General features: G+C 64.9%; 22 protein-coding genes. 5 read left to right on the top strand and 17 right to left on the bottom strand.

Going from position 1 to position 12,523, the window contains the following annotated elements; genetic code table 11:
- Window positions 1–110: 110 nt before the first annotated feature.
- The 17 genes from nusG to CN673_RS21560 all read right to left on the bottom strand — a co-directional run bounded on the left by nusG (window position 111) and on the right by CN673_RS21560 (window position 10,029).
- Window positions 111–740: a transcription termination/antitermination protein NusG gene (nusG, locus tag CN673_RS09845; RefSeq protein WP_099866053.1), complete on the bottom strand. Its 630-nt coding sequence runs from the start codon at window positions 738–740 to the stop codon at window positions 111–113.
- Complete coding sequence (locus CN673_RS09840) at window positions 737–1,999, bottom strand: helix-turn-helix domain-containing protein (RefSeq protein WP_099866052.1); 1,263 nt, start codon at window positions 1,997–1,999, stop codon at window positions 737–739. The genes nusG and CN673_RS09840 overlap by 4 nt, the downstream gene beginning before the upstream one ends.
- Window positions 1,996–2,166, bottom strand: coding sequence for a hypothetical protein (locus CN673_RS20885; RefSeq protein ID WP_157928858.1), 171 nt, complete (start codon window positions 2,164–2,166; stop codon window positions 1,996–1,998). Before CN673_RS20885 ends, CN673_RS09840 begins: the two co-directional genes overlap by 4 nt.
- Window positions 2,163–3,965 (bottom strand): DNA cytosine methyltransferase, encoded by a 1,803-nt coding sequence (locus CN673_RS09835; RefSeq protein WP_099866051.1) that lies wholly within the window; start codon window positions 3,963–3,965, stop codon window positions 2,163–2,165. The genes CN673_RS20885 and CN673_RS09835 overlap by 4 nt, the downstream gene beginning before the upstream one ends.
- Complete coding sequence (locus CN673_RS09830) at window positions 3,966–4,256, bottom strand: hypothetical protein (protein ID WP_099866050.1); 291 nt, start codon at window positions 4,254–4,256, stop codon at window positions 3,966–3,968.
- Window positions 4,249–4,563 carry a hypothetical protein gene (locus CN673_RS09825; RefSeq protein ID WP_157928857.1) on the bottom strand — a complete coding sequence of 105 codons (315 nt, stop codon included), beginning with the start codon at window positions 4,561–4,563 and terminating at the stop codon, window positions 4,249–4,251. The genes CN673_RS09830 and CN673_RS09825 overlap by 8 nt, the downstream gene beginning before the upstream one ends.
- A complete protein-coding gene (locus tag CN673_RS09820) occupies window positions 4,563–5,030 on the bottom strand; it encodes a hypothetical protein (RefSeq protein ID WP_099866048.1) in 468 nt (155 codons plus the stop codon). The genes CN673_RS09825 and CN673_RS09820 overlap by 1 nt, the downstream gene beginning before the upstream one ends.
- Window positions 5,015–5,296, bottom strand: coding sequence for a hypothetical protein (locus CN673_RS09815; protein WP_099866047.1), 282 nt, complete (start codon window positions 5,294–5,296; stop codon window positions 5,015–5,017). The genes CN673_RS09820 and CN673_RS09815 overlap by 16 nt, the downstream gene beginning before the upstream one ends.
- Window positions 5,293–6,528, bottom strand: a complete 1,236-nt coding sequence (locus CN673_RS09810) for an MT-A70 family methyltransferase (protein WP_099866046.1) — start codon at window positions 6,526–6,528, stop codon at window positions 5,293–5,295. The genes CN673_RS09815 and CN673_RS09810 overlap by 4 nt, the downstream gene beginning before the upstream one ends.
- Entirely contained in the window at window positions 6,525–6,833 is a 309-nt protein-coding gene (locus tag CN673_RS09805; RefSeq protein WP_099866147.1) for a DUF2312 domain-containing protein, read from the bottom strand. Before CN673_RS09805 ends, CN673_RS09810 begins: the two co-directional genes overlap by 4 nt.
- A gap of 134 nt (window positions 6,834–6,967) precedes the next feature.
- Window positions 6,968–7,780 (bottom strand): DUF6551 family protein, encoded by an 813-nt coding sequence (locus CN673_RS09800; RefSeq protein WP_099866045.1) that lies wholly within the window; start codon window positions 7,778–7,780, stop codon window positions 6,968–6,970.
- A 3-nt stretch (window positions 7,781–7,783) separates the two neighbouring features.
- The gene (locus tag CN673_RS09795) at window positions 7,784–8,305 is read right to left on the bottom strand and encodes a hypothetical protein (protein WP_099866044.1); all 522 of its coding nucleotides are present in this window, start codon (window positions 8,303–8,305) and stop codon (window positions 7,784–7,786) included.
- A complete protein-coding gene (locus CN673_RS09790) occupies window positions 8,302–8,580 on the bottom strand; it encodes a hypothetical protein (RefSeq protein ID WP_099866043.1) in 279 nt (92 codons plus the stop codon). The genes CN673_RS09795 and CN673_RS09790 overlap by 4 nt, the downstream gene beginning before the upstream one ends.
- Window positions 8,580–9,083, bottom strand: a complete 504-nt coding sequence (locus tag CN673_RS09785; RefSeq protein ID WP_245409845.1) for a hypothetical protein — start codon at window positions 9,081–9,083, stop codon at window positions 8,580–8,582. The genes CN673_RS09790 and CN673_RS09785 overlap by 1 nt, the downstream gene beginning before the upstream one ends.
- A gap of 172 nt (window positions 9,084–9,255) precedes the next feature.
- Window positions 9,256–9,486 carry a hypothetical protein gene (locus tag CN673_RS09780; protein WP_157928856.1) on the bottom strand — a complete coding sequence of 77 codons (231 nt, stop codon included), beginning with the start codon at window positions 9,484–9,486 and terminating at the stop codon, window positions 9,256–9,258.
- Window positions 9,479–9,727, bottom strand: a complete 249-nt coding sequence (locus CN673_RS20880) for a hypothetical protein (protein ID WP_157928855.1) — start codon at window positions 9,725–9,727, stop codon at window positions 9,479–9,481. Before CN673_RS20880 ends, CN673_RS09780 begins: the two co-directional genes overlap by 8 nt.
- 143 nt (window positions 9,728–9,870) lie before the next feature.
- Window positions 9,871–10,029 carry a helix-turn-helix transcriptional regulator gene (locus CN673_RS21560; RefSeq protein WP_370853024.1) on the bottom strand — a complete coding sequence of 53 codons (159 nt, stop codon included), beginning with the start codon at window positions 10,027–10,029 and terminating at the stop codon, window positions 9,871–9,873.
- Between the two features lie 45 nt (window positions 10,030–10,074).
- Between CN673_RS21560 and CN673_RS09765 the strand changes: the two genes are divergently transcribed.
- From CN673_RS09765 to CN673_RS09745, 5 genes are all read left to right on the top strand, one after another.
- Window positions 10,075–10,839 carry an XRE family transcriptional regulator gene (locus CN673_RS09765; RefSeq protein ID WP_157928854.1) on the top strand — a complete coding sequence of 255 codons (765 nt, stop codon included), beginning with the start codon at window positions 10,075–10,077 and terminating at the stop codon, window positions 10,837–10,839.
- Window positions 10,840–11,027: 188 nt separating this feature from the next.
- On the top strand, window positions 11,028–11,282 hold the full coding sequence (locus CN673_RS09760) for a hypothetical protein (protein WP_099866038.1): 255 nt from the start codon (window positions 11,028–11,030) through the stop codon (window positions 11,280–11,282).
- Window positions 11,279–11,536 (top strand): hypothetical protein, encoded by a 258-nt coding sequence (locus tag CN673_RS09755; RefSeq protein WP_157928853.1) that lies wholly within the window; start codon window positions 11,279–11,281, stop codon window positions 11,534–11,536. Before CN673_RS09760 ends, CN673_RS09755 begins: the two co-directional genes overlap by 4 nt.
- Window positions 11,533–12,201 (top strand): hypothetical protein, encoded by a 669-nt coding sequence (locus CN673_RS20875; protein ID WP_157928852.1) that lies wholly within the window; start codon window positions 11,533–11,535, stop codon window positions 12,199–12,201. The genes CN673_RS09755 and CN673_RS20875 overlap by 4 nt, the downstream gene beginning before the upstream one ends.
- Window positions 12,194–12,484 carry a hypothetical protein gene (locus CN673_RS09745; RefSeq protein WP_099866035.1) on the top strand — a complete coding sequence of 97 codons (291 nt, stop codon included), beginning with the start codon at window positions 12,194–12,196 and terminating at the stop codon, window positions 12,482–12,484. The genes CN673_RS20875 and CN673_RS09745 overlap by 8 nt, the downstream gene beginning before the upstream one ends.
- Window positions 12,485–12,523 lie beyond the last annotated feature (39 nt).

Raw genomic sequence — 12,523 nt, 5'->3', positions numbered from 1 at the left:
GGCGCAAGATGCTTTCCGGCAGATCGCCGTCTCATCAAGCAGGGTTGCCGGGCGTCGAACCGGCATCGCCGGCCTGCGTCCTAACGGCAGTGGCCTATGGGCAGGAATCGCTATGTGAGTCGTGCCAGATCATCAAGAGCGCATCGCGTCTCGATCTCGCGTCCGAAGAGCAGCGTGGAGACGAGAGCCTCGCGCTTGCGGGCATCGATCTCCACCACATGGCTGACCAGTTCGGCGAACGTTCCGACCGGATGAACGACCTGGTCGCCGACCATGATCGGCGCGATTTCGCTCACCGGCTCAGCCGCGCCAATCGAAGCCAATTCAAGGATTTGCTCGATTTCCTTCGTGCGCACCGGCACCGGCCTTTCGCCGTTGCCCTGCAGGCAGTGGATGCCGTCGAAGGTCATCAACCCAACCCATGCAGATTCGGCCATGAGAAGCCGCACGAAGAGGTAGTGGCCGAACAGCGGGTATTCCACAGAATACTTCGCGCGAGACCGTGGATAGCGCTTCCAGCGCCGCTCTGTCGGGCACACGGCCTCAATGCCGCGATCGCGCAGATCACCGGCCACCGTGTCCGCCCGGTACGTCGTGCGCGCGACATACCACGCCATGTCGCCATCCCGTGCCGCCGCCTCGGCCTGCAGCCAGGCGATCAGCTCGGCCTTCCGCCTGCCCCGTTCCAGCGCCTGCAGCTCGCGCTCGCTCAACTCCGCCCGCTGATGCATCATCGTCATTCCGCCGCCTCGGCCTCGCCCCCGCCCAATGCGCCCAGCGCATCCATGAACCGTTTGATCGCCGCTTCGGGATCCTCACCCTCAGGCATCCAGACGAATTCCTGCTGGCCCGGATCCGGCAGGAAAGGCCAACCGCGCCGCTCATGCGCCCGCCGCCAGGCTTCCCAAAGCTCGCCGCCCACCTTCACCTGACGGAAAGGCGCGCCCAGCGGCAGCAGGTGCACCGGCACGGAATAGCCGCGCCGCTCTGCCGCGTTGGCATGCATCCGGTTCACGGTCGGCCAGCCATGGCGGGCAAGGTGCGCCAGCTTCTCGCGCTCGCCCTGCTCTCCGCCTGCATCGATGATCTGCTGGATGAACCGTGTCGGCGCTGGCATCGGCCCCGGCTCGCGCAGCAGCTCGGCAAACCGCATCGCGCCCCATCCCTTGCCAAATGGCGCTTCGCTGGCATGGGTTGCCGGTGCCTCTGCCTCGCGGGCCGGCAGCTTCTCCCAGCGCCTTTCGCCGAGATAGACCCCGAACGAACAGACCGCCTTGCGCCCGCCGGCCTTGGCAGCGTTGACGTAATCGCCAATCCGGGCGACAGCCTCTGCCCGCTCGCCGGCCGTCAGCGCAAACCACGCCGCCCGCGCCGCTGGCTCGCTGTCGCCCACATAGGTCGGCCACTGTGGGAACGCCCGGCGGAATTCCCGCTCGACCGCTTTCGGGTTTTCCCCTTCCCCATTTTTGGCATCGCCAGCGCGCTCGCGCGCCTCTCTCTCTCTTCGTTCTGCTTGGGCCGTTAAACAGGGGTCGTTCTTATAGGGTGCCGATCCAGGGTCGGCAGGGGGTGCCGATCCAGGGTCGGCAGGGGGTGCCGATATATCGGCAGGGGGGGTGCCCGCATTCCCGCCGGCCGGGGAATGATTTTCTACCGATTCGGCCTCGTCGCCCGCCTCGTCGCCTTCCCATGTCGCCAGCTCTGCAGCCGGCGTGTCGCGGTCATAGATGACGCGGTAATGGTAGGAGCAGTCGCGGCCGTCCCGGCTCTCGCCCGCGCGCCTTTCGACAGCACCGATCGAAACGAGCCGATCGAGCGACAGCTGCACCGTAGAACGCGCGCAGCCGAGCTGCCCGGCCATCTTCACCTGGCTGCGAAAGCACCAGCCGTCGCGGTTCGTATAGCGGCCAAGCAGGCAGATCACCTGCAGGTCGCGCCCCTTGAGACGCGCATCTGTGACGATCCAGCCGGGAATGATCGAGAATTTGGTTTTGCTCATTGGGTGCCCGCCTTGTCGTCAACGCCGCGCAGAACGATCTCGCCGACGCAACACACCCAGCCGAGAGTTAGGAAGAACTTGCCATCATGGCCTGCAAGGCTCGCGACGATGGCGGCCCCGAACAGGATCCACCTCCAGAAGGCGAGTGATTTTCGCGCGCTCTTCACTCTGCTGCCTCCCGTGCTTCCGCCAAGTGCGCGCAGTTCGCGCCGACCAGCGCCGCCGCCAATGGCGGGCAGACCGAATTGCCACAGCATGAGCCCTGCGCCGTCCCCGTGATCGGCGAGCCGTCGATGCGCCGGTCGATCACGTAGTCATCGGGAAAGCCCTGCGCGCGGAAACGCTCACGCGGTGTCAGCATGCGCATGCCGATATCGGCTATCGCGTAGGTCGCGCCGTCGATCTCGACGGTGACGAGCCCCATGCGATCCTTCACGGTGTCCGTGTGCATCGGGCCGTCGACCCGCGCACCGTCGCCCGTGCCGTAGTATTTCGTCAGGAAAGGCGCGATCAGTGCCGACTTGTTGACGCCAGCGGTATCGGTCGCGGCCGGCTCGCGAAGAGCATGACCGATCGAAGCGGAAAACTGGCGGGACATGAACGCACTGACAACCTGCTGCTGCGCACCGCTCGCCGTGAGCGTGGCCAGCGGCTCACCGGCCGGGCGACCCGGATTGACGCCGCCGATGCGTCGGCTGTCGTTGTTGTGCTGCGCAAGAAACGCCGCGACGACGCCATGCTTGGCTCCGCCGGCAACCTGTGTGCCGAGCGGCTTGCCGATATCGAGCGCGCGCGGCACCTGTCCCTCGCGCTCGCCATAGCCGGTCTGGACCATGGTCGCGGCGACGACGGCATTCTGATCTTTCGAGCTGGCGGTGATCGTGTGATGCGGTGCATCGACAGGCCGATTGCCGCCTCCTTGCTGCCCATAGGTCAGATGCGCCGTCACCACGCATCCATCCGGCTTGGCCGTCATGGTGCCAAGCGGCTCGTCGCCGCACCGCGGCGCGCTCTGCCCTGCCCGGCCGCCACATCCGACGAAGGATGGAACGACCACGGCATGGCTGCCGGCCGTCGTCTGGGTGCGCAGCGGATCGTCTATCGGATTGACGCCGTTCCGCGACGCAGCGCTCGCCATATCGGTCCGCACGATGAACGGCCTTTTCGCTTCCAGCACGTAGCGCACCACGCCCCGCGCGATCCGCCGCATCGTCGCGTCCGCCAGAGGCCGGATGGCGCGAACGCCGAAGAGCTGCTTGATCGTCTCGCTGCTGTCGAAGATCGACGGGCATGGAATCGACCAGTCGATGATCTCGGCCGCCGTGCGCCATGGCTTTTTCTTGCCGGCGATCACATCCGGATCGTCAGGCGGCCCATGCGTCGGATCCGGCCAGACGATCGGTAGGCCGTCGCGCCGCGCGATCATGAAGAACCGCTTGCGGATCGTCGGCGCGCCATAGTCGCAGGCGCGCAGTTCGCGGAATTCGAGCTTGTAGCCGAGCCGCCGCAGCTCGCTGGTCCATTTCTTGAAGATCGCGCCCTTGCGCTCCGGGCACGGCACCCAGGTTCCCGGCTCGCGCTCGATCAGCGGGCCCCAGTCGCGAAATTCCTCGACGTTCTCCAGCATGATGACGGCGGGCCGCACGCGTTTCGCCCACAGCACAACCACCCAGGCAAGATCGCGGATGTTGCGCTTGACCGGCCTGCCGCCCTTGGCTTTCGAGAAATGCTTGCAGTCTGGCGAGAACCACGCCAACCCGACCGGCCGGTAGCCGACCGCTTCGAGCGGATCGACCTTCCAGATGTTTTTCGAAAGGTGCAGCGTCTCGGGATGGTTGACCTCATGCATCGCCAGCGCATCGGCATCATGGTTGATGGCGATGTCCGGCGAGCGCCCGAGCGCCATCTCGATCCCGGTCGAGGCACCGCCCCCGCCGGCGAAACTGTCGACAATCAATGGCCGCATTTACCCCCTGCCCCCATGGTCACGGCTCCGCGTTTCACGGGAACCAATTTCTGTAACAGCCGGATTGGACGGCGCTTTTTCAGCCGCCAGATAGTCGAATGGATTGAGAGCGAAGGCGCGGCAGAGCGCCAGCAGATTGCCCGCCGAGAGCACCTGCCCGCTGCAGGCGCGCGAAAGCATGGCAACGTTCAGCGCAGGCCAGACGAAACAGGCCTCGCGGTAGGAGTAGCCGCGCAGCTTCAGAAATTCGGCAACGTCGCGCGCCAGCCGGTGGCGGTCGATCTCAGCCATCCTCGCCCTCGCCAGCTGGCTTGAGGTAGGACTCCAACTCCCCGACCGCGATCGCGAGATCGACATGGATCTTGTCGTAGAACTCACCGTCGAACAGGCCGTGCGCGTTGCGCACGCTCCGCATGACGGTCAAAACGCCGTCGAGATAGTCGACGCCAGCGAGGAAGCCCGCCACCTGGAGCCGGTTGCGGATCGTGAAATCATAGGTCATCAGGATCGAGAGCGGGCAGCGGCGCAGCCAGTCGGCCCGCGCCTGGTCGCTGTCGGCATCCGACAATTGCTCGATGATCGGCAGGAGGTCGGCCATCAGTCGCACCCCGGCCCGACAGCGCCGCTGTCGCCTTTCGCAACGAAGTCCTGCCAGCGCCGCCAGCCTTGCGGGCAATGGAAGCCCCATTCACGGATCTTCGGCCCGGTGATGAACAGCGTTTCGCAGGTCTGATCGGGCGGCAGTGTTAGCCGGTGCGCCGTCGAAGCCCGCCGCAGCCTGAATTCGCCCTTTTCGATCAGCCGCAGCTTGCCGCCCGGCAGCACTTCGCCCATCCAGCCATTCAGGCAGACCGAAAAGCTCCACCACGGATGATCATGCAGCGCGCGATCGTCATCGGAGCGCAGCACGATGTGGCGATAGATGTTGAACCAGCGATTGCGCGGGATGACGTACCAGCGCAGCATGTAGGGCCGTCCGGCCCCGCCGATGATGAAGTCCGGCTCACGGCGCGTCAGACGCCGCACCGCCTTCGCCAGTATGGATGCGATCATTTTGCTTCGCATGGCGCTGCCCTTTCCTCTTCGATCGCGGCAGGCGCCGCCGGGTAGCCGAGCGCCAGCCACAAGGCGGCACGGTGCTCGGGGTGGTTCATGGATCCGCGATGCGCGATCGCAACGCGCGTGACCGACAGGCGGGACGCTTTGGCAAGCGTGCGGAAGAGCCGGCCCATGGCCTGCTTGCGGCTCTCGCCATGCATTTGCATGCGGAAGACGATGCGCGCCTCGAGGAAGAGCCGCAGCATCTCGGCGCTGTAGAGCCCGCCGCTCATGACTGGGCCCCGCTGCCGGCGGCGGCACAGGGAGGCGCCGCCGCCGGTGTATCCGCGCCGCCGCTAGAGGACATCAGCGTCGCGAAATCGGATTCGAACCCCCAGAAATCCCATTGCCCGGACCGCCGCGGGTCATCCTCGGCAAGGCTCTCGGCGCGCTGGAAGAGCTCCAGCTTGCGCATCTCCGGATAGAGCCGTTCGATCATCGCGGCAAAATGCACGGGCTTGGCCGAATGCCGGCCCTTGCGCTCAGCATGCACGCTGGCCGCCTGCGTGCCGGGCAGCGGCGCGGGGAAATTGCCGCGCTTGCCAAGGAGCAGGATCTCGTGGCGGTCGCGCACCCAGCGCCCCATGCCAATCGTTTCCTTGTCCCAGACAAGGCAGGTGACGTAGTCGAAGCCCCAGGTGCGCAGGACCTCGATGCCGTCATCGAGCCGGTTGGCCGTCACCCAGAGAAAGAGCAGCGCGTCGCGCGTCGCCGGCGACGCATCGCCCGCACAGAGCGCCTTGATGGCGTCGAGCGGCATCGGCGGATACATCAGCCCGCGATCCTGCCCGGTCTCGTCCGACCAGGCTTCCTGCTCCCAGGGCGGATCGGCATAGAGGATCGGATAGGCCGCGCGCGGCATCGTGCCGGCCGAAGCCTCGCCCCGCGCCGCGATCTCGTTGATCAGATCGGTGCGCACCTTGCGGCCATGCTCGCGCTGGCGCGTCCGGATCGCTTTTGCCGTCGCCATCAGCTCGCGCGCATTGTCCGGCTCGGGCAGGAACGCCGTGCGGATCGCCTTGCGCGCTGGCTGGACGATCCCGTCCCGCCCTTCGATTTCTTCATGGTGGCTAATTTCGCCACCATCGACGAGTTGCTGACGAACCTTCTCGACGGTCGAATGATGCGCGCCGAGCATCGCCGCGATCGCCCGCGACGAGATCGACGGCGTGTCGCGCAGCTGGTCGGCGATCAGCGCCCGCTTCTGTTCCGCATTGAGATGGCGCCGCGAAACATTGAGTTCGCGCGCTAGCGTCCGCTTTTCTTCTTCCGCCAGCCCCTTGCGCACGAAGCGCGGCCAGTCGACGAGGCCAAGGCTCTCGCAAATCTCGACGCGATGATGCCCGTCGAGGATCTCGCCCTGCTCGTCATACTCGACCGGGACAAGCACGCCATGCTGGACGATCGAGGCTTCAAGGGCGGCCCGATCGTCAACGGAAAGCGGCGGGAGAAGCTGATACTTCATTCGCTCGGCTCCGGCCCCATGCCGAGCGCGTGCAGATAGGTGTCGAGAATCGCCTCCTGTTCGGCCCGCTCGACCGGATCGAGCTTGCGAAGTGCGATCACCTTGCGGAGGGCTTTGGTGTCGAAGCCGGTGCCCTTGGCCTCGGCATAGACATCCTTGATGTCATCAACGATCGTCTTCCGCTCTTCATCGAGCCGCTCGATCCGCTCGACGAAGGCGCGCAGCTGGTCGCGGGCGACCCCGTTCGTGTAGGGCGATGACTCGTCCCGCTGACTGCGCCTCACGGCGTCGACGGCTTCCTTCATTTCTGACATCGTCGCCGGCGGCGTCTCTGTCCCGTCCGGCAGGCGGATCGTCACAGTCGCCTCGGAATCGTCGGCGGCCGCTGCCGCCTTGCCGCGCTTCGGGCTGCGTGGCTCGTATGGATCGTAATCGCCCATCAGCGCGCCCTCGCGCCAATGAGGATCTGGTTCTTCGAGAGACCCTTGTTGTAGAGATCACAGATCGTCCGCGCGATTGCGTGCGCCGCGTCGCCGCCGGAGATTTTGCGGATCGTTTCGGCATCCGAGGAGAGCGCCTGCCGCGTCGTTGCCGAAAGCACCTGCTGCAGCCGCGCTTTCGAGACGCTCGCATTGCCGCGAAGGACCCGCGCCAGCGCCTGGATCAGAATGCCCTTTTGCGCGTGGACATCATCCGGCCAGGACGTGCGCAGCAATTCGCAGGATGAGGCCGTCGCGCCCTCGCCGTAGTATTTGATCGCCCGGCCGACAGCGGTGACGGCTTGCGTCCGGTTGGCTTTCAGCCCGATGCCCTGCGCCGGCACAGCCTCGCAGCCCGCCTCTTCCAGCACGCTGCAGATCCGCATCATCTCGGGGTCGCCGGCCTCCAGGCCCGCATGGTATTTCTCTATCGTCGAGACGGCCGAGCGGTTGACGTTGACGCCAAGGAAGGCGCCCGCCTCCTCCCGCATGCCGCCGAGCCGCACGATCGACGCCGGCACGGCATCGACGAGTGGATGAAGGCGAGCCGCCTCGACCCGGTGCTGCCCGTCAAAGACATTGAAGGTGCCATCGCCGCGTTCGGCAAGTTGCACCGGCGTGAAACGCGACCAGTGAAATTCGCGCAGGATCTGCTTGACCCGCGCCGGTCGGAGCTCGCGCTGGTAGTTGTGGTCGACATGAATCTTGTCGACGGCAACCCATTCAAGCGCCGGCTTGTCGCCGGGATGCATGCTGATTGGATCGGCTTTCATGGCTCATGCGTCTCCACTGAAGGAAAAATCCGCGCCGGCGAGCTCACGCGCGACGCGCCAGCCATCCGGCGTCAGGCCGAAGCGGCGGATGCGGCTGCCCTCGGCCGGGCGCGCCAGTTCGATGAGGCCGAGCGAAATGAGCTTGTTGCGCAGCGAGAACGCCGAACTCGGCTTGGAAAGCCCGAGCAGCGCGGCGAGCGCCTCGCCCGACATCTCGACGAGGCCCTCGCGGCCGGCATGGAGTGAGGCGATGTAGATGAACCCGGCCTGCATCCGCGTCAGCCCGGCCGCATCGCGGCATGTCGGCGTGGCAAGCTCATCCGCAGGCCGACCATCGAAGATCGCCGGTAGCAGGTCGTCGGCCAGTGCAGTCTGGACAATGGCCGAGACAAGACAGGTCGGCGTCACGCCATGGGTCTCGGCCGCGCGGTTGATCGCCGCCTCGATCGGCCGCGCAAAGGTGAAATGCCTGGCCGAGGCAATCGGCACATAAGGCGTCGGCATGTGATCCTGTGCCGCCTTCATCGCCCCGCCCCCGTCAGGCTGAACGCACGGGCGATCTCGGCGGCAAGGCCGGCATGCAGCAACTTGTTACTGATCACATCGGGCAACCGATTCTTGACCCGTCCGCGAGCGGCCATGTCCTGCGCGTGATGCTCGACTTGAGCCCGCGCGACGGCATCGGCGCATGGCCCGAGCGCGATGCGCGGGCCGAGATAGAGGTTCGGGCGCGGACGATCGCGCTGCGCCGGCGACGTCGCCACCAGCACCAGGCCCCTGCCCTTGAACGGCCCGCGCATCACGCGTCCCCGTTGACGACGCGCAGCACCTTGGCGTTCGCCAGCACCATGCGCAGATCGTCGAGGCTGCGATCGAGCATCGAGCAGGCGCGGTCCATCTCCGCCGCCTCGGCCGGCGTCACCTTGCCATCGGACAGCGCTCGCGCCCCGACGCTCATCAGCTCGCTGGCCTTTGTGATCGTCGCGGCATGGGCGGACAGCACGCAGGCCGACGCGCCGGTAATTGTGACCTCGTCGGGATCGGCGATCCGCCGGCCGTTGATGCCCGCCATAACGGCAGAGACGAGCGGTGCATCGCAGTCCGCTTCCAGCATCAGCACGGCCGGCAGGCTGATCAGATCCGGGTCGCCCGGGTTGTTCCAGCGGCCGACCTGGCTGCGCGAAACGGAGGTCAGTTCGGCTGCGCGGTCGATGCCGCCGCAGCGTTTGATCAGGTCTTTCTGCGCTGTTTTCAGTCGGTGAAACCAGGCATCGGAAAACGGTGCGCGCATCAGTTCGGACATGGCATCGGCCTCGTTCAGACAACAGAAATCCCGCGCCGGGATTTTCCAGCGCAAATCCCGTGGTGGGATCGGTTCGAAAATGGTCAGGTCATCTCACGCGGAAGCCATCACGGCCCGCGCAAGGATGGAGGGCCGCAAGGTGGCCGCAAAATTCGGGATACGGCGAAACGCATCATGCGACCTCGCCATTGGCGGCAGCGGTGAGAAGAGCCGCAAGATGACGGGCATGGTGCGGTGTGAGCGTGTAGCTGAGTTGGGTTTCGCCGCGCATCGCCGTCACGACAACTGTCTTGAAAGCCCGCCTTACGGTGATACCGTCGATTTCCGCCCGCCATTGCATCACCCCGGAAGCATCGGCGAAAAAGGTCTCGGGAGGCAAAGGCATGGTATCCGTATCAGACATCTTGAAGCTCCTCGATCAGGTGCCGATTTGGAAAAGCCTGACGAGTCTGCCGAAGCGTGTCGCCGAGCTCGAACAGCGGATAGCGGCTCTGGAGGCGACAAAAGCGCTGAATACAGCGCCTGGTCCACGCGAGTGCGCGAAGTGCGGCGCTCAGATGGCTGTGACAGACGAGCGACCAGACCGACAGTTCGGTCGGCAGGGAATGATGGAACACGCCATGCGGTGCGATGCGTGCGGTCACGAGGTGAAACGGCGCTATCTGGCATCGAAAGGATATATTTAAGCAGCCATCCTCGGATGCAGCGGCTGGACCACAACCGGCGCTCTCCTGGTTTTGAGCCAGGCGGGATAACCACTTCCCCACGCAGCTGGATGTCGAGCCGATCAAGAGACGCTCTCCATCGGTTCGTCAAAAAACAGACAGTCCCGCCAATCGAGCCGCAAGGATACCGCCGCAGCGCGTATCGCGCGCATTTCGTCGAGCGTTGGCGCGCTATCACCGCGCTCCCAACGCGAAACGGTTGACTGCGCGACTCCAATCATCTCGGCAAACTCGGATTGCCGCTTTTGGAAGAGGTGCTTCCTGATATGACGGATGGTGTTCATTGTGGCGCATATTATGCGCAAACAGATAATTTGCAACAAGCATTTTATGCGCGGACGGATTTTACCGTATCCGGAAACGGATGTAGCAACAAACACATGGAGATCGCAGACCAAGTCAAGGCACTGCTAGGCGAGCCGCACTGGAACCAGCAAAAGCTGGCCGAGCGGCTCGGTGTATCCCAATCTACTGTTTTTCGCTGGAAGAGCGGAGCTCAGCCTGAAGGCCATCATCGCGACGCAATCCGCGAACTTTACGCAGAACGCTTCGAGTCTCCGGACGATGACGGAACCGACATTCCGCTAATGGGCTTCATCGGTGCTGGAGCTGTTATCGAGCCAGAATTCGAGCAAACGCCGCCCGAGGGATTAGAGCAGATTCGGCTCATGATCCCTATCCCCGATGACATGATGGCATTTCAGGTCCGCGGTGTCTCCATGCTGCCGCGCTATGACGAAGGCGATGTGATCATTGTCTGGCGAGAACAGAAGCGCGGAACTGACAGCTTCCTCGGCGAAGAAGCCGCCGTACGTACGCTGGATGGCCGTCGGTACCTGAAAACCATCCGCCGCTCAGAACGCGGCTACACCCTCGAGTCTTGGAATGATCATCCCATCGAGAATCAAGAAATAGCCTGGGTAGGTGAAATCTACGTCACAATCCGGGCGAAACAACTTGGCCGGATGGTGCGTCAGATACAACGCCAAGGCGGTTTGCAAGGTCAGTTTGCATTGCGATCGACCGGATAAGATCGTCCCTCACCCGGATAAAGAGCGCGTCAAAAACGAGGGCAATAATCCGTTTGCGCATTTTTGTGTTGCATATTATCCGTTTGCGCATAATATCCGCCCTGTTCCCGACCGGAACGGCCGCGCGGATCCTCCCATGACCTGAAGCCCGCCGCGCGGCCTCCTTCTTCGAACAGGAGCCGCCCGGCATGATTCAACGACGCTACCGCCCCGCCGCCTCGCCCAATGGCACGACGCCCCGCACATCCTGCGCCGGCAACATCCGCGCCAAGCTGGAGGCAAAGCTTGCCGACCATATGCGCCTGCTCGCCGGATCCGGCGTGCTGGTCACGGTCGAAACTCTCTCGCGCGAAACCGGCATGTCAGATGCCCTCATCGCTCGCCTCGCTCCGGGGGCCGCCGCACGCGCCCGCCGCGCCTCGATCCGACAGGTGCAGGCATGAGAGCTCGCGTTCCGAACATGCACCTGGCCATCGAGACGGTTTCACACCGCCCGCCCCGGGACTACGCCGAGCCCATCGTCTTGCCGACCGAGGCCGGCGTGCACCTGGCGCGCGAGCATGCCTCGGCCTGGACGCGCGGCGCTGTCATCCTCGTCTATACGATCGCCGTCCTCGCTCTCGGCATCGTCGGCGGTCAGCTGCTGCAGCAGCTCGTCACGGACGCCCACGCTTACGCGGCCGCTGCGAGGGTATGATCGTGCAGCAACATGATGCTGTACATTCCCTCACTGCGGCTCAATGCGAGCAGCTGCGCCCGCGCGTCGAGAAAGGCGCGCGGGAGCGCCGCCTGCAGCAGATCGACCGGCGCATTGCCGGCGGCCATGGAGGCCTGACGCTGGCGTTCACCAGCGATCGATACGAACTCCACGGCCGCGACCCCATCAGCCGTGAGGACGGATGCCTGGCGCGCTATGAGGCGCATGCCGATGTCGGCCTCGTCGACATGCACGCCAGCGCGCATGAGGATCTTACCTTCCTGCGCCAGCTGCTCGCCGAGGCCTTCGGCAAGATCCGTGATCTGCAGACCGAGATCGCTCGCTTGGCAGCAGCAGGAGCCAACCGGCGACCGCCCGACCATTCGGCCGCGCCCGCGCAGGCCAGCGACGAAGCCGCGTGCGGCCGTGAGCGCCAACCAGACTATTCCGCCGAAGCCGCGATGAAATGCTCCGACGCGGCCTTTGTCGCCTACCTCGTTGCCAAGCACAGCCTGGAACAGGATGCGCCGCCCGAATTTGTGGCCGGCGCGCTGCGCAACGCCCTCGGCATCGCCTCCCGCAAGGAACTCAACACCGACCCCGCCGCCGCCACCCGCTGGCGCGACCTCAAAGCCGACTTCGACGCCTGGAGGATGCATGACTGACCTCGCCCCCTTCGATCCCGGTGACGATTTCGACGCAATGGCCGAGCGGTTCCGGCTGGAGATCGCCAATATGGCGATCCGCGCTCGGTCATCGGCGGTTTTCCGTGGCCTCACGCAAGTGCAGCAGGTGCAGTGCCTGATGGCCGGCATCATGACCGGCCTTGTCGGCACCTGTTTCGCCTATATCGAACCGGCCGGACGCGACGCCATGATCGAGGCGATCGCCGACTACCTCCCATATGCGCGCATGAACGCCGAGGAAATCACGGAGCCCAGCTCATGATGCCCGTGATGCTCCTCCTCGCCATGGGAATGGGCGCCA

This window comes from Neopararhizobium haloflavum, from assembly GCF_002750855.1.
GTDB classification, from domain to species: Bacteria; Pseudomonadota; Alphaproteobacteria; order Rhizobiales; family Rhizobiaceae; genus Georhizobium; species Georhizobium haloflavum.
This window is presented reverse-complemented; position numbering and strand designations above follow the sequence as displayed.